The organism is Kitasatospora sp. NPDC101155 (genome assembly GCF_044768305.1).
Lineage (GTDB): Bacteria > Actinomycetota > Actinomycetes > Streptomycetales > Streptomycetaceae > Kitasatospora.
Genome location: NZ_JBIWPN010000033.1, coordinates 76490 through 92810 on the forward strand (window position 1 = coordinate 76490; position 16321 = coordinate 92810).

Consider the following 16321-nt stretch of genomic DNA (forward strand, 5'->3'; position numbering starts at 1 on the left):
ACGTCTCGAACCATTGCCGACCCCGCCCACAGGCCCTACCCGACGTGGACACGCGGGCGCCGGGAGCGGTCCGGCTCCGCCTCGCGCAGCACCTCCCGGGTGACCGGGGCGACCTCTCCCTGCCCGAACAGGAAGAACCGCAGGAAGTGGCCGACCGGACCGCCCTCGGTCCACTCGAAGTAGATGTGCGGGATCTGCCCCGTACGGTCCCGGATCGTCAGCAGCAGGGCCGCCAGCGCGTTCGAAACGCTGGCGCTCTCCAGCGACAACACCCGGTAGCGGTCGTGCAGCACCTCGCCGCGCACGTCCAGCACCGTCTCGAACTCGGACGGGTCCCGGACCGTCACCTCGACGAACACCAGGTCCAGGTCGGCCGGAATGTCGTGGTGCGCACGGATCTCCCGCTTCTTCTCCTGGTACTCCGCCAGGTCACGGCTGTTCGGCTCGTTGGCGACCAGGCGCATCGGCCGGTGGGTGTAGTCCCGGACGAACCGCTCGGCCGCCTCGTCCAGCACCACGTCGGTGACGCGCAGCTCGAAGGCCCGCTTGAGCCGCGACAGGAAGGAGACCAGGACGATCCCGCCGATGAAGCAGGCGCCGATCTTCACGCCGTCCGGGCGCTCGGCGATGTTCGCGCCCGTCGTGTACAGGAACACCGCCGCGATCACGGCGAAGCCGGTGGTCCAGTTGCGTTGCCGGGCCTTGTGGGCGGCGATGGTGACGGCGATGGCGGCCGAGGAGATCAGCACCAGCACACCGGTCGCGTACGCGCCGCTCTGGGCGTCCACGTTCGCGTCGAACAGCCACGTCACCAGGAAGCCGATCAGGGTCAGCACGATCACCATCGGCCGCACCGCCCGCGCCCAGTGCGGGGCCATGCCGTACCGCGGCAGGTACCGGGGCAGCAGGTTGAGCATGCCGGCCATCGCGGAGGCGCCGGCGAACCAGAGGATCGCGATGGTCGACAGGTCGTAGACGCTGCCGAAGGCGCCGCCCAGGTTCTGGTGGGCCAGGTACGCCAGGGCGCGGCCGTTGGCCTTCCCGCCCGCTTCGAAGGCGGCCTTGGGGATCAGCACCGTGGTGATGAAACTCGTCGTGATCAGGAACGCGCTCATGATCACGGCGGCGGTGGTGAGCAGCTTGCGTGCGCCCCGGATCCGGCCGGTGGGCTTCTCCTCGGTGTCGTCCGGGTCGCCCTCGATGTGCGGCATCACGGCAACGCCGGTCTCGAAGCCGGACAGGCCCAGCGCCAGCTTCGGGAAGACGATCAGCGCCACGCCGATCATCGCGAGCGCGTTGCCGTGCTCGGTGGTCAACGCGTTGGACCAGTCCGTCACCACGTCCGGGTTCTCCAGCACGTGCCAGATCCCGTTCAGCACCACGACGACGTTGAGTGCCAGGTAGACCCCGACCAGGAGCACCGCCAGGCCGATGGCCTCACTGAACCCCTTCAGGAAGACGCCGCCGAGCAAGGCGACCAGCAGCAGGGTGATCAGCATCTGCTTGCCGGACAGCGCGCTGTGCAGACTCGGGTTCTCCACCAGGTGCGCGGTCGCGTCCGCCGCCGACAGGGTGATGGTGATCATGAAGTCGGTGGCCGCGAACCCCAGCAGCGTCAGGACGAACAACTTCCCCTGCCAGAACGACAGCAGCCGCTCCAGCATCGCGATCGAGCCCTCGCCGTGCGGGCTCTCCTGCGCCACCCGCCGGTACACCGGCAGCGCGCCGAACAGCGTCACGAGCACCAGCACGATCGTCGCCACCGGCGACAGCAGCCCGGCCGCGAGCGCCGCGATCCCGGGCTGGTAGCCGAGCGTGGAGAAGTAGTCCAGCCCGGTCAGGCACATCACCCGCCACCACCGCTGGCCCTTGTGCTCGACCGGTGCCTCCGCGTGCGGCCCCGGGTACTGCTTGGCCATGTCGGACAGGCCCTCCAGCAGCCACGCCCGGAACCTCGCCCGCCGCGTCGACGCAGCAGCACCCGACGAACTCACCCTGCGCCCCTGCCCTCGTCCCCGAAACCGGCGCCACCGAGGCGGCGGCAGGGCGAAAGGCTATGCGACCAGCCGCATCAGTCCCGGCAACCGCCCGCACGGTGTCCCCCCATTGGTCCAGCACCCGTCCGGAGCCCGGATCTCTCGACATCGCCGGACCCCGCCCGATGACGACACGGGTCGCACCTGCGAATGCGGGCTGAAGAGCCTTGCCGTCAGCGGGAGTCGGGAGGACCACTCATGCGGAGGACACCCGGGTCCGCACAACGTGATGTCAGCAGGCGGCAGCAAGCGAGTCGACGAGGATGCCGAGTCCTTCCCTGGCCTCGGCCTCGGTCAGGGTGAGCGGGGGAGCCATCCGCAGGGTGTGGCCGTAGAGGCCGCCCTTGCCGATGAGCAGGCCCCGCTCCTTCGCGTGCTCCAGCACCCTGGCGGCCAGCGACGCGCTCGGCGCTCCCGTGCCGGGGTCGACCAGGTCGACGGCGAACATCAGGCCCTTGCCCCGGACGTCCCGCACGACCGGAAGCCGATCCGCCGCGGTCCGCAGGCCGTCGATCAGCAGGCGGCCGAGCCGTTGTGCGTTGGCCTGGAGATCGTGGGCGAGGAGGTAGTCGAGTGTGGCCTTGGCGGCCGCCGTCGCGATCGGGTTGCCACCGAACGTGGAGATGCCGTTGGCCGGAAGCGCGTCCATCAGCGTGCCGTCCGCGACGACACCGCCGATCGCGAAGCCGTTTCCCAGACCCTTCGCGAAGGTCATGATGTGGGGTGTCACGCCGTGGGCCTGGAGGCCCCAGAAGTGCTCTCCGGTACGGCCCCAGCCCGTCTGCACCTCGTCCGAGACCAGCAGGATCCCGTACCGGTCCAGGATCTCCCGGTATCTCGCGAGGAGTCCGTCCGGTGCGGCGGTGAAGCCTCCGACGCCCTGGACAGGCTCCACGATCAGGCAGGCGACGTCGGTGGCGGTGGCCGTGTCGAGGACGTGCTGCAGGTCGTCCACGCAGAAGGCCTGGAACTCCTCGTCCGACAGGTGCGGGAAGCGTGCGCGGTCGGCACCGTGCAGGTAGTGCACGTTGACGGGCGAGAGCGAGGAGTTCTTCCAGCTCCGGTTGCCCGTGACGGCCGTGGCCGCGTACGAGCGTCCGTGGTAGCTGTTGCGCAGGGCGAGCACCTGGTCGGACCGGCGGGCATTGGTGGCGAGCAGCAGCGCCGTCTCGTTGGCCTCGGTGCCGGAGTTGGTGAAGAACACCTTGGCGTTCGCGATGCCCGACAGCTCCGCGATCTTCTCGGCCAACTCCACCTGGGTGCGGATGAGGTACAGCGTCGAGGTGTGCGCGACCCCGGTGCGCAGCTGCCGCTCGACGGCCTCCCGTACCTCGGGCACGTCGTACCCGAGCATGTTGGTGAGGATGCCGCCGAAGAAATCGAGATAGCTGCGGCCGTCGGAGTCGGTGACGCGGCGCCCCTTGCCGCTCACGATCTCGATCGGGTCGTCGTAGTAGAGCGACACCCACCTCGGCATGACCGCGCGATGGCGGCCGAGCAGGTTCGACATGCGAGGCTCACTTTCCTTGCGACGCCATCGACTTCGCGTCGATCGGGCAGCCGGGCCGCACGAACGGCTTTCAGGCAAGCTACCCTGCGCCCGGTCCGTAGGACGGTCAATCGCGGACGACACGGGCCGCGACTCCACGGCCGCGACCCTCAGCCGCCCTTCCTCGTGGTGCCGGCCCGCCACACCCTCGATGCGCCCGTATTCGGCACTCCCGAGACACTCGTCCAGGCCGACCGGTCCCGCCCCGGGGCGCCGGTCGGCGTTGCGACCCGGCCGCGCGGAGGGACACGCTGGTTACGAGGGCCGGACCGTGGAGCCGAAGGCCCGGCGCTTCCACCTCTGACGCGCACGGCGACGGTGTCCGGGTCCGGCAGGTCCTCGCCCATGACAAGGCCCGGCCCGGCCCGGCCCGAACGGCTCACGTCCGGGCCACCCCGCCGTGCGAGCCTGGTGGTGACGAAAGGCGGACACCATGCACACCGTGATCGTGTACGAGAGCATGTACGGCAACACGCGCGAGATCGCCGAAGCCATCGCCGAGGGAGTCCACGAGGCGGCCCCCTCCGCGTCCGTCGAGTGCCTCCCGCTGACCCAGGCCGACAACGACGTGACCCGGTCCGCGGACCTGCTGGTGGTCGGCGGACCGACCCAGATGCACGGCATGTCCTCCGGGCTCAGCCGCCTGGTGGCCGTCGCGGCCGAGAACCACAGGGAAGGCCACGAGGAGGCCACCGCCGAGGCCCAGGCGGCCGCCGAGGGGCCGGGCCTGCGCTCCTGGTTCCACAGCCTCCCGAAGACCGAACCCGGCACCTACGCCGCCGCATTCGACACCCGGGGCGCAGCACCCGGATCCGGCGGCGCCGCCAAGGGCATCGCCCAGCGGCTGTCCCGCCACAACTACGACGTGGTCGCCGAGCCCGAGGGCTTCATCGTCGAGGGCACCGACGGCCCGCTGCGCGCCGGTGAGCTCGACCGCGCCCGCGCCTGGGGCGCCGCCCTGGTCTGATCCGCCGAGTTCGACGACCGGCCGGGCCGGCCCGGCCGAGCGCCGGAACCCGCTGTACGGCCAGGGCGGCTGTCAGTGCTGGAGCACGGCCTTGACCACCACGATGACCAGCCCGAGCAGCAGGTTGACGACACCGGCGGCCACCACCCGATGCAACGGGACGCCGGCCCGGACGAGCACGGCACTGGCCCAGCCGACCTGCTCGGCCACGGCGACACCGAGGGCCAGCCATGCCGTGCCCGCGAACCCCAGCCCCAGAAGCGGACTGATCGCCACGGCAGCGGCCGGGGGCACCGCTGCCCCCAGGATCGGCCGCTCGGCGGCACAGACCCGCGAGATCTCAGCCCGGGTCAGGGCCCGGTGGACCATCGACTCCCCCACCACATGGGCATAGACGTGTGCAGCCCAGAAGACCACGCCGGTGGCGAGGAGCAGCACCACGAGCTCGATCCGCGGGAACGGGCTGCCGATCCCGGCTCCGGCCACCACCGAAGCCGCCAGCATCGAGCCGTAGACGGCGCCGGCATAGTTGGTCCGAACCGGTTCCGGCGGCCGCCGGGCGTCTGGTTCCCCTTCGGGGGTGCGGCGTGTCACGGATCACCCCCGACGGGCCAGGTTCACGGACACCGGCAGGCAGGCGAGTACGAGCAGGATCGCGGATGCCACGCTGCGACCGCCCCCCGGGGTCCGGGAACCGGTGATATCCGTAGGCTGCCGCTCAGCCACTGGCCCGCCCCGTGTCACGACGTGTGGGTTTCCGCTCGCCGCGGACGGAGGTTGACCGCCAGGATGTAGCAGCTGAGGGCCAGGATCCAGAGTGGGAAGGCGAGCACGAACCAGGCGGCACTCTTGACGACGAAGAACAGCCCCAGGGCCACGAGGTACCCGAGCCAGACGAGCCAGCGCGGGAAGATACCGAGGTGGTGCCCGATCGTCGTGGTGGACATGGTGAAGACGGCGGCCATCCGCGTGGCGTAGCTGGAGAGCAGGCTGAGGACGGCGCGGCGGTCGTGCTCCCACAGCTCGGGCTGCACGGCCGAATGGGGGTTGTACACCGCGGTCAGGGTACCGAACGCGGTCGCGGCGGTCACGAACAGCACGGCGACGAACAGGAACCCGCCGCCCAGGAAGAGCGTGGCGAAGAACCTGTCCTCGGCCGGTCCGATGTAGTCCCGTGTCGCCCCCATGAACCACAGGAAGAAGATTCCGGCGAACGGCAGCATGTTCAGGGCCGCCTGCAGGGAGTCCCGGTGGGAGGAGTCGCCGAGCCAGGCCGTCGCATCGGCGGCATCGGTCGGAAGCGCGCTGCGGAACAGGAGGATGGCCGCGGCCAGCAGCAGGGCGGAGAGGATGCCCGCCGCTCCGGCGGCACGGGGTGTCCGCAGGGCGGCGCCCGGCGGTCCGTCAGGTTGCATGATCCTCATGCTGCGGCGCCGTGGGACGACGGGGGCGGTCCGCCACGTCGGCGCAACCGACGATCACCCCGATGGCTGCCCGGCGAACGCGGCGAGAGGGTCCCCGGTCGTGCCCCCGGAATGCGCGTACGCCAGGTTCAGCGCTGCGCCGATCACGCCGAGGTGGCTGAAGCCCTGCGGGAAGTTGCCGAGTTGCTCGCCGGTGGCGGGGTCGATCTCCTCGGCCAGCAGCCCGAGGTCGTTGGCGCAGCCGAGGACGCGGTCGAGGTACTGTTCGGCCGCCTCGGTGCGTCCGGCCAGGGCGAGGGCGCTGGCCAGCCAGAGCGTGCAGAACACGAACGAACCCTCCTCGCCCGCCAGGCCGTCCTCGGCGAGGTAGCGGTGGACATGGCCGTTGCGCGTGAGTTCGGCCTCGATCCGGTCGATGGTGGCGAGGACGCGGGGGTCGTCGGGGGGCAGGAATCCGCGCAGGCTCACCTGGAGCGCCGCCGCATCGAGCTCCGGGCGGTCGAATGCCTGGACGAAAGCGCCGGTCTCGGGATCCACCCCGCGCGTCTCCAGGGCGGTACGCATCTGCGCGCGAGCGAGCACCCAGCGTTCTCGCAGATCCCCGTCCGGAGCCGGGCCGGGGAACAGGTCGAGCAAGCGGATGCCGCAGTCGACGCCTGCCCACGCCATGAGTTTGGAGAAGACGAAGTGCCGCCGCCCGCCGCGGATCTCCCAGATGCCCTCGTCCGGTTCCTGCCAGCGCCGGATGTTCAGCTCCACCACGTTGCGGATGAAACGGAGGAAGGGGCGGCGCTCGTGCACGACCGCCGCTTCGCCGCGCAGCCGCACGATGAGGTACGTCGCCATGAGCAGTTCGCCGTAGGTGTCGAGCTGCACCTGGTTCCAGGCCCCGTTCCCGATCCGCACCGGGCGCGAGCCCCGGTAGCCCTCCAGGTGGTCGAGCGTGACCTCGTGCAGCAGCCGCTCCCCGTGGATGCCGTACATGATCTGCAGGTCCTCGGCCCGGCCGGAGGTGGAGCGCAGCAGCCATTCACCGAAGTGCAGGGCCTCCTCCGAGTACCCGATGCCGCCGAGGATCGTCAGCATCGCGACCGAGTCGCGCAGCCAGGCGTAGCGGTAGTCCCAGTTGCGTTCACCGCCGATCCCCTCGGGGAGTGAGGCGGTGGGCGCGGCGATCAGCGCACCGGTCTCGTCGTAGATGAGGCCCTTGAGGACCAGCGCGCTGCGCACCACGGCCTCCCGGTACGGCCCCTGGTAGGTGCAGCGGGCGGCCCAGTGGGTCCAGAAGGCGATCGTCTCCGCCAGCCGTCCGGTCAGCTCGGCTTCCGAGAACCGCCGGACGGTCAGCCCTCCGGCCTGCGCGTAGGTGAGTGCGACATGGCACACCTGGCCCTCGGTCACCGTCGCCCGGGCCGTGCATTCCCCGGTCGGCGTGAGGTGCAGTGGCGCCAATCCGCTCTGCAGCAGGAGCGAGTCCGGGCCGCCGATGACCACGACCAGGTCCTCGCCGGACGCCTCCATGTACGGGGTGGTCATCCCGTACTCCAGCCTCGGCGCGAACTCCAGGCCGAGCTCGACGGTGCCGGCCTCGCAGCGCACCCGGCGCAGCAGCAGGTTGCCCGGGGGACGGCGCTCCGGGTGGCCGGGGCGGGTGAGGTCCTCCCGCACCGGCAGGCAGTCCGTCACCGTGACGACACCGGTGGCGGTCTCGAAGCGGGTCTCCAGCACGTTGGTGTCCGGCAGGTAGCGCCGGGTGGTGGTGAAATCCGCGACCGGGGCGATGCGGAAGTACCCGCCCCGCTCCCGGTCCAGGATCCGGGCGAACACCGAACGCCCGTCGAAGCGGTGGAAGCACGCCCACTCCACGGACGCGTCCCGGCTCACCAGCGCCACCGAGTGGCAGTCACTCAGGAACGCGTAGTCGGAGATCGGCGGGTAGCTCGTCTCGCCCATGTCGCTCAGCTCCCTCAGGGCACGAAGTCGAGGACCGCTCGGAGCAGAACCGACCCGCTCTTCCCGGGTTCCATCCTCACGGCCTTCATGACCGCCTCGCAACCGACCATCGGACGGGCCGCCCCGTCCGGTGCGTCCGATGGTCGGCAGGCCGCCCGGCTCCGGGATCACCCCTGCCGGGTGATGCGGTCAGCCCTGAACACCGTCGAAGGCGACTTCGAGATGGCGGGGCCCGCGCAGCAGCGGGTTCGGCCGGTAGGGAGGCGGGTCCGCGACGAGCCGGGGGTTGGTCAGCCGGCGGGCCAGCTCGGTCAGCGCGAGCTGGGCCTCCAGGCGGGCGAGCGGTGCTCCGAAGCAGCTGTGGATGCCGCTGCCGAAAGCGAGGTGCTGGATGTCCCGACGGTCGGGGTCGAAGCGGTCGGGGTCGTCGAACCGCCGGGGATCCCGGTTGCCCGACGCCAGGCCGAGCCAGAGAGTCGAGTTCTTGGGGATGACGGTCCCGGCGATGTCGATGTCGGCCAGCGTGACCCGCGGGGGCGCCAGGTGGACGGGGGGCTCGTAGCGCAGCAGCTCCTCGATCATCGGGACGGCGATGTCCGGTTCCTTCACCAGCCGTTCGAGGTGCTCCGGGTACCGGAGCAGGGTGAGCATCCCGTTGGTGATGAGGTTGACCGTGGTCTCGTGGCCGGCGATCAGGAGCACGATGCTGGTGCTCATGAGCTCGATCGTGGACATCTGCCCGTCCGGGCCGTGGTCGGTGACGAGCCCGGAGAGCAGGTCGTCGCCGGGGCTGTGGCGATGGTCCTCGGCGAGTCCGGCCAGGTACCGGCCGAGTTCGATCCTGGCCTGGTGCATGGCGCGCTGCCGCTCCGCATAGTCCTCGCCCGCCGTGGGGTCGGCGCCGGCGACGATGGCGTCGGCCCAGACGTGGAAGCGGGGCTCGTCCTCGCGGGGGACGCCCAGCAGCCGGCAGATCACGGTGACCGGGAAGGGGTAGGCGAAGTGCTCGACGAGGTCGACCTGGTCCTTGCCCTGGAAGTCGTCGATCATCCCGGAGACGATCTGGGCCAGTTCACCACGCATCTCGTGCACCCGCTTCGGAGTGTGCGGCGGGCCGAACGGGCGCATGGCCATGCGTCGCAGCCGGTCGTGCTCGGGCGGGTCGAGCCGGAGCATGGAGGGCGGCACGCCGGCCTCCTCCTCCACCTGAAGGCCCTTGCCGTCCTGCCCGACCAGGTTGCGGGCGTCCGAGCTGATCCGTGGGTCGTGCAACAGGCTGCGGACCTGGTAGTAGCCGCCGACCAGGTACGACCCGTCGTCCTGACGGGCCACGGGGGTCTTGCGGAGTTCGGCGTAGAACGGGTAGGGGTTCGCGCGGTTGGCGTAGTCGGTGATCTGCTGGAGCAGGGTGCCCGGCGTCATGGAACGGTCTCCTGAGGGGTGGGCGGCGGTCAGGCGCGTGCGGGGGTGAACTGGACGCGGCGTTCGCTGGGATCGTGGCCGGTGAGGGTCACGGTCGCGCCGTGGCTGGGCAGGGAGGGGTCCGGGAACTCGGCCGGGACCGGCCGAATCCCGCCCGGCCGGCGGTCGACGGTGGCGTAGTCCGGTGGGAAGGGTGCGCGGACCTCGATCTGCTCCCGGTAGAACTCCATCCACTTGGCCTGGTCGAAGGCGACCGCGGCGATGATCCGGCCCCGGTACCCGTAGACCGCGACGAACCGGCGCTCGGCGAGCGAGCCCTGCGTGACGACGATCTCGTCGCCCATGTTGGGCACGCCCACGGACTTGATGTTGACGCCGAACTGGGAGGACCAGAAGGTCGGCACCCACAGGTGGGCCCGACGGTCCGGGCCGATACTGATCATGTTGTGCGCGGCGGTCCCGGCCTGCTCGACCGCGTTGCCCCAGTGCTCCAGCGAGAGGAACTGGTAGTCGAAGAGCGGGTGGGGCGAGCGCGCGACGTCTCCGGCGACGAACACGTCATCGGTGACGATGCCCTGGACGTCGAAGGCCCGGCAGCCCGCGTCACAGGCGATCCCCCGAGGCCCGGCGGCCAGGCCCGATCCGGCCAGCCACTCGGTGTTCCGGGTGGCACCGAGTGCGATCACCGCGACCTCGACGTCCAGCGAGGTCCCGTCGGACAGATGGGCGCGCTGGAGCCGGCCGCCGGAGTCGCCCTCCAGCGCCGTCACCATGATGCCGGTGCGCAGGTCCACGCCGTGCTCGCGCTGCATGTCGGCGGCGACCGCACCGACCACCCCGCCGAGAGCCCCCACCAGCGGCGCCCCGGCACGCTCGGCGACCGTGACCTCCAGGCCCCGCTCGCGGCAGGCCGAGGCGATCTCGGAGCCGGTGAACCCGGCACCGACCACCAGCACCCGGCGCGGCCCCGCCGCCAGCCGCCGCTCCAGGCGGGCCGCGTCCGCGCTGGTGCGCACCGTGAAGACCCCGTCGAGGGCCGCTTCCGCCGCGTTGAACCAGGGCCGGGCGCGGACGCCGGTCGTGATCAGCAGGCGGTCGTACTCGAGCTCCTCGCCGTCCGCCAGGCGTACCCGCTTCGCCGTCGGATCCAGCCCGGTGGCGGCCGTACCGAGCCGCCACTGCGCGTCGACGCCGTTGCGCTGCGGCAGGGTGGTGCCGTCGGCTCGCGCCCGGCCGAGCAGGACCTGCTTGGACAGCGGTGGCCGGTCGTACGGGAGGTCGGGCTCGTCCCCGACCAGCGTGAGCGACCCGGTGAACCCGCCCATGCGCAGTGCCTCGGCGGCCCGCAGACCGGCCAGCGAGGCGCCGACGATGACGATCCGCCCGTCGCGCCGGAACTCCAGTACCGCTTCACGCAGGGAGACCGACATCTCAGGCGCCCACCCGTGTGACGCGCGCCTGGTCCGGCTCGACCAGGATCGCCTGGACGGGACAGGCGGCCGCGGCCCGTCGCACCTGATCGCGCTGCGCATCGGTGAAGGCGGGGTCGTACAGGAGTGCTTCCTCGCCATGCATCTCGAACACGTCCGGCGCCAGGAACGCGCACTGCGCGTAGCCCTGGCACCGGTTGAGATCAACGACAATTCTCATCCGCAGACCCTGCCCTTCAAACCGTCCGTGACGCACTGCTGGCGCATCGCTACCAACAGTTGTGGCGCATGAGTCCCCCGGATGCATCGCGAGCTGACCAGACGGGGGACGGCCGCCACTCTCCGGGGCCGTTTCAGGCGACGGGCAGGACGGCCGACGGGCTCACCGCGCCGGCGCACCACGCGCGGTGGGTGAGCCGCCGGGCGGGTCACCGCCTGCGTCGACGGGAGAGGAACAGCCCGGCGACCACACCGACCAGCCAGATGCCCAGCAGGGCCGCCCACAAGGGCATCGTGACGATCGGGATCAGCACCCTGATGGACGTCTCCGCCCTGTTCTCGAAGATGAAGACGAGGGCGAGGGCCGACAACACGAGTGGTGCCACCCACCACGCCTTCCCGCGTTCGCTCTCTGAGCCACGCTTCGCCATCACCGATCCCCTTCCGCGTCGGCAGCCAGGTGTCCTCCCGCTCCATTCGAGCGAACTCGAAGGGCCACGGCCTCACCCGCAGCGGGTGATACGCCGCCTTGCCGCCGGGGTTCGTCATCGGCTCGCGCGGGTGAGCGTGGCGGGTGACCATGGAGCTGTCAGACGAAGAGAGGCTGAGGCCCTCGCACAAGGCCTGCTCGCGATGGGCGGCGGCCCCATCGGAAGTGCCCTGGTGCACCCGGCCACGCCTGGTGATCCCCATGCGCGATCTCGCGGCCCCCGCGTCAACACCGTCCAAGGCCGCGGCTGCCACCCACAGCCCGCCGGGACCTCCGCCGCGCCTCGCACCGACGGGTGATCCCCTGCTCGTGGCCCGCTTCGCCGTCCCGGGTCCCCCGCGGGTCCTCATCCGGCGGCAGTCCCTCCTCGACCGGGTCTCCGAAGGCGTCGAGGGACCGATCACGCTCCTCAACGGCCCTGCCGGCGCCGGCAAGACGGTGCTGGCGGCCCACTGGGCGACCGTGGCCCCGGCGCCCGGCCCGATCGTCTGGCTGACAGTGGAGCCCGATGATCTGCCGGGCACCTTCTGGGCCTATGTCCTGGAGGCCTTCCGGTACCACGGGATGCCGCCGCCCGAGGACATCGGCAGGCCCGCGAGAGCCGGAGAGGCGGACCGGTCCGTCCTGATCCGGCTGGCGGCCTGGCTCGCCGGATCGCCTCGGCCGGCCGTCCTGGTGCTGGACCAGCTCGACACGGTCTCCTCACCCGAGATCACCGCCGGCGTCCTGTTCGTCCTCCGGCACGCGTTTCCGGGCCTGCGTCTCATCGCCACGAGCAGGAGCGAGCCGCTGCCGGGGCTGCATCGGTTCCGCACGGCCGGAAGGCTCACCGAGATCCGCAACGCGGACCTCAGGTTCACGCTTCCGGAGACATCGGCCCTGCTGCAACGGCACGGCCTGGCGCTGTCCGCCGCGGACCTGCGGACACTCGACCGGCGCACCGAAGGCTGGGCGGCGGGCCTGCGGCTGTGTGCGATGGCGATGCAGCGGGCCGCCGACCCCGCGGCGTTCGTCCGCGAGTTCACCGCCGACCGGACCTCCATCCCGGACCTCCTCCTCACCGAGGTGCTCGACGCCCTGCCGGAGGCCTCACAGGATCTGCTGCTGCGTGCCGCCGTCAGCGAACGCCTCTACCCCGACCTGGCGAACGCCCTCACCGAACGCGATGACGCCGCACGGCTGTTGGTCCAGCTCAACGACGCGAATGCCTTCGTGGAGCGGATCGACGGAACCGGCTGGTACCACCTGCACCCCCTGTTCGCCGAAGTCCTCAGGTCTCAACTTCCGGTTCGACACCCGGGCCTGGAGCAGCAACTGCACCGGCGGGCCGCCCGGTGGTTCGCCGAGGCCGGTGAGCTCGTCGACGCGCTGGCGCAGGCGACCACGGCCGGAGACTGGCGGTTCGCCTCCGAGCAGGTCGTGGACAACCTGGAGATCGGCCGCCTGGCCACGGGCGCGGACGGCGGCCGGCTGGCCGGCCTGTTCGCCGCCATGCCGCCGGACCTCCCCGATCCGGCCCAGGCCCTGGTCGCCGCGGCCTGTGCCCTGGCCCGGGGCGACCGCACAGCCGGCCGCGACGGTCTGCGGCGCGCCGACGAGCACCTGGGCCGGCAGCAGGGGGCGACCGGCCCGATGGTGCGGTTCAGCCGGGTCCTGCTGGAACTGCTCGTCGACCGGCTGACCGGTGACGCCGCAGCGGCGCAGACCGCTGCGCGAGAGGCCCTGTCCCGGCTGGACCTGGTACCACCGCAACTGCTCGGCGAGCATCCGGAGATCCCCGCACTGCTGCTCACCAGCCTCGGCTCCGCCCAACTGAGTGCCGGACACCTCGATGCCGCCGAGACCACGCTCGCCCAGGCCGTGGAGGTGTGCGGCAGGCCGGGCACCGAGCAGCCGCAGGCGGACTCCCTGGTCCGTCTCGCTCTGCTCGACCTCCACCGGGGACACCTCCGGCGAGCCGAGCAGCGCGCCCGCCGGGCACTCGCCGTCGCGGAGCGCGTCGGCCCGCCGCCCGCCCGCCGAACCTCGCTGGCGCGCCTGGTGGTGGCGGCCATCGGTATCGAGCGAAACGACCCGACGGTCACGCAGTCCCCGCGCGACCTCGCGACCGCCTCGGTGGAACCGGGTGAAGACCTCGTCGCGAAGGTGGCGGCCGCCGTCATCCGGTCCCGGCTCGCGGCGGCCCAAGGGGACTGGAGGACCGCGGTCACGGTGCTCCACACGGTCCGTCCTGCGACGGACACCCCAGGCCCGTCCGGCTGGCCCGCTGACCAGTTGGCCATCGCGGAGTCCGCCGCGGACCTGGCACACGGCGACGCGGCGGCAGCCGTGGCCGTGCTCGATGCAGCCGACTCGAACCGCCCGGAGCACCGGGAGGCCCTGGTCCAGGCACTCCTCGCGACGGACCAGGAACAGCGCGCGGCGGACCTGCTCGTGGCACTGCCGATGCCGTCGCGCGGTGCTCCCCGAAGCCGCGCGCACATCTGCCTGCTGCGAGCACAGGCCAAGGCCAGGGCCGGCGATACGGCCGCGGAGCGGCGCCTCCTGGCCCAGGCCCTGGAGCTCGCGCGGCCGGAACAGCTGAGGCGGCTCTTCGTCGAAGCGGGTCCCTGGGTCCGCCGCTCGCTGCGCCGTGATCCCGAACTCGCCCTGGCCCATGGCTGGTTGACCGACCTGCCGACCTGCGCCGCCGATGCCGCCGCCGACACGGTGGACCAGGCTCCGCCTCGTGTGGCGCTGAGTGCGCGCGAACGCGACGTCCTGCTCCAGGCGGCGCAGTGGCTGTCCACCGAGGAGATCGCGACCGAACTGCACATATCCGCCAATACGGTCAAGACGCACTTGAAGAGCATCTACCGCAAGCTCTCCGCGAGCCGAAGGGCCGAAGCGGTGCGCCGGGCACAGCAGTTGCACCTGCTCTGACCCGCCGGTCGACACCGCTCGGCCCTCCCGTCGTGCCCACCGGACCGTGACGACTGCGCCGGTGGACCTGCGCCCGGCCTCGCACCGCGCCAGCCCCGGGCGCAGGCTGGGAGGAGCAGCCTTGGGTCCGGCGGACGGCGGGAGTCGGCGATGGACACGACGCGACTGGCAGCCGGCGAGACCGGCGCGTGGGTGGTGACGCACCCCGGTCCGATGGGCGCGGCGGGCCCGGGGCCCTTGGAATGGGAACGGCGCCCGGTCCCCGAGCCGGGGCCCGGGGAGATCCTGGTCGAGGTGGAGGCGTGCGGGGTGTGCCGCACGGACCTGCACCTGGCGGAGGGGGACCTCGCCCTCAGGCTGCCGAGGTGCACGCCCGGGCACGAGGTGGTCGGACGGGTACGGGCGGCCGGCTCCGGGGTCGAGGGGTTCGCGGTCGGGGACCGGGCCGGGGTGGCCTGGCTGGCCCGGACCTGCGGAAGCTGCGCGTACTGCCGCACCGGGCGGGAGAACCTCTGCCCGGACTCGCGCTACACCGGCTGGGACCGGCACGGCGGCTACGCCGGCCACCTGACCGCCGACGCCCGGTTCGCCTACCGGCTGCCCGAGGGCCTGCCCGCCGAGGAGCTCGCCCCGCTGCTGTGCGCCGGGATCATCGGCTACCGGGCCCTGCAACGGGCCGACCTGCCGCCCGGCGGCCTCCTGGGGATCTACGGCTTCGGCGCGTCCGCCCACCTCACCGCCCAGATCGCCCTCGCCCGGGGCGCCCGGGTAGCCGTGTTCACCCGGGGCGCGGCGGCCCGGCAGCTGGCGCTGGAACTCGGCGCCCGGTTCGCCGGCGACTCGTACGACCCCGCCCCGGAACCGCTGGACGCCGCCATCCTCTTCGCCCCGGCCGGCGAACTCGTGCCGGTCGCCCTGGCCGCGCTGGACCGCGGCGGCACCCTCGCGGTCGCCGGCATCCACCTCAGCGACATCCCCGCGCTCGACTACCAGCGCCACCTCTTCCAGGAACGCACCCTGCGCAGCGTCACCGCCAACACCCGGGCCGACGGCCGGGCCTTCCTGGCGGAGGCCGCCCGGACCCGCCCGGTGGTCCACGTCAACCGCTACCCGCTGCGGCAGGCGGACACCGCGCTCGCGGACCTCGCCGCGGACCGGGTGCCCGGGGTCGCGGTGCTGCTGCCGCGGTAGGCGACCTGCGCATCAGGGCCGGCCGGAGGCCTCGAACCCGTCCCGCAGGTACGCGTCGGCGCCGTGGTGACCCGAACGCGCCGACCGTTCACCCCGTGCCGATCCGGCGGCCGGTGACCTCGCTCGGGCTGATGCGCACCCACAGCGGGCGGGCGCCGCCCGCCCAGGGTGTGGCGCCCGGCAGGGCGGAGAGCCGCTGCTCCTCCTCCGGGTCGTCGACGCGGTGGGCCTCGCCGAGGAGGAGGACGCTCCAGCCACGGCTGCGGTGCTCGTCGATGTGGTCGACCTGGAAGGAGGCGGGCGAGCCCTCGGCCGGGGCTGCGGTACCCCTGGGGGACGTGCGGTAGACGATGGTCCGGGCGTCGACCGCGTAGTTCACCGGGAGCACCACCGGCGCCGGCCCGACGGGCAGGCCGACCCGGCCGACGCCGTGGGTGCCGAGCAGTTCCCAGCACTGCGGCTCGGTCAGGTGGAGCAGCAGCGTGCTCGGGTCGGCGTCGGCCTGTCCCGGTGGTGCGTCCGGGCGGTGGCCGGTCAGCAGCTCCGGCCAGGGCGTGCCGAGCGCGGTGGCGATCCGGACGAAGGCTGGCGGGTCGAACTCGGGCCCGGTCTGCAGGAGTTGGCGCAGGTAGGCCGGTGCCATGGCTGCCCGGTAGGCCAACATGTGCTCGCTCAGTCCGAGTTGGTCGCGGCGCTGGACGATGCGGCGGGCGACGGC

General features: G+C 72.1%; 13 protein-coding genes. 3 read left to right on the forward strand and 10 right to left on the reverse strand.

Annotated features, from left to right (window positions below; genetic code table 11):
* Positions 1-35: 35 nt before the first annotated feature.
* Both ACIRYZ_RS33895 and ACIRYZ_RS33900 read right to left on the reverse strand, forming a co-directional pair.
* Positions 36-1919 carry an amino acid transporter gene (locus tag ACIRYZ_RS33895; protein ID WP_402951845.1) on the reverse strand — a complete coding sequence of 628 codons (1884 nt, stop codon included), beginning with the start codon at positions 1917-1919 and terminating at the stop codon, positions 36-38.
* A gap of 349 nt (positions 1920-2268) precedes the next feature.
* A complete protein-coding gene (locus tag ACIRYZ_RS33900; RefSeq protein WP_402951847.1) occupies positions 2269-3546 on the reverse strand; it encodes an aspartate aminotransferase family protein in 1278 nt (425 codons plus the stop codon).
* 472 nt (positions 3547-4018) lie between these two features.
* Between ACIRYZ_RS33900 and ACIRYZ_RS33905 the strand changes: the two genes are divergently transcribed.
* Positions 4019-4552, forward strand: coding sequence for a flavodoxin family protein (locus tag ACIRYZ_RS33905; protein WP_402951849.1), 534 nt, complete (start codon positions 4019-4021; stop codon positions 4550-4552).
* 72 nt (positions 4553-4624) lie between these two features.
* Here the strand turns inward: ACIRYZ_RS33905 and ACIRYZ_RS33910 are convergent, their stop codons facing one another.
* The 7 genes from ACIRYZ_RS33910 to ACIRYZ_RS33940 all read right to left on the reverse strand — a co-directional run bounded on the left by ACIRYZ_RS33910 (position 4625) and on the right by ACIRYZ_RS33940 (position 11386).
* Positions 4625-5146: a hypothetical protein gene (locus tag ACIRYZ_RS33910; RefSeq protein ID WP_402951851.1), complete on the reverse strand. Its 522-nt coding sequence runs from the start codon at positions 5144-5146 to the stop codon at positions 4625-4627.
* Between the two features lie 146 nt (positions 5147-5292).
* Positions 5293-5967, reverse strand: coding sequence for a hypothetical protein (locus ACIRYZ_RS33915; RefSeq protein WP_402951852.1), 675 nt, complete (start codon positions 5965-5967; stop codon positions 5293-5295).
* Positions 5968-6030: 63 nt separating this feature from the next.
* The gene (locus ACIRYZ_RS33920; RefSeq protein WP_402951854.1) at positions 6031-7929 is read right to left on the reverse strand and encodes a glycoside hydrolase family 15 protein; all 1899 of its coding nucleotides are present in this window, start codon (positions 7927-7929) and stop codon (positions 6031-6033) included.
* A gap of 189 nt (positions 7930-8118) precedes the next feature.
* Positions 8119-9351, reverse strand: a complete 1233-nt coding sequence (locus tag ACIRYZ_RS33925; protein ID WP_402951856.1) for a cytochrome P450 — start codon at positions 9349-9351, stop codon at positions 8119-8121.
* A 29-nt stretch (positions 9352-9380) separates the two neighbouring features.
* Positions 9381-10781, reverse strand: coding sequence for an NAD(P)/FAD-dependent oxidoreductase (locus ACIRYZ_RS33930; protein ID WP_402951858.1), 1401 nt, complete (start codon positions 10779-10781; stop codon positions 9381-9383).
* Position 10782: 1 nt separating this feature from the next.
* On the reverse strand, positions 10783-11001 hold the full coding sequence (locus tag ACIRYZ_RS33935; RefSeq protein WP_393041409.1) for a ferredoxin: 219 nt from the start codon (positions 10999-11001) through the stop codon (positions 10783-10785).
* A 208-nt stretch (positions 11002-11209) separates the two neighbouring features.
* Complete coding sequence (locus ACIRYZ_RS33940; RefSeq protein WP_387621425.1) at positions 11210-11386, reverse strand: LPXTG cell wall anchor domain-containing protein; 177 nt, start codon at positions 11384-11386, stop codon at positions 11210-11212.
* Positions 11387-11691: 305 nt separating this feature from the next.
* On the opposite strand from ACIRYZ_RS33940, the gene ACIRYZ_RS33945 reads away from it, so the two are divergent.
* Positions 11692-14412 carry a LuxR C-terminal-related transcriptional regulator gene (locus ACIRYZ_RS33945; RefSeq protein ID WP_402951859.1) on the forward strand — a complete coding sequence of 907 codons (2721 nt, stop codon included), beginning with the start codon at positions 11692-11694 and terminating at the stop codon, positions 14410-14412.
* A 150-nt stretch (positions 14413-14562) separates the two neighbouring features.
* Entirely contained in the window at positions 14563-15603 is a 1041-nt protein-coding gene (locus ACIRYZ_RS33950) for a zinc-dependent alcohol dehydrogenase family protein (RefSeq protein ID WP_402951860.1), read from the forward strand.
* 88 nt (positions 15604-15691) lie between these two features.
* Here ACIRYZ_RS33950 and ACIRYZ_RS33955 read toward each other — a convergent pair.
* On the reverse strand, positions 15692-16321 hold a 630-nt coding region (locus ACIRYZ_RS33955; protein WP_402951861.1), incomplete at its 5' end, for a helix-turn-helix domain-containing protein.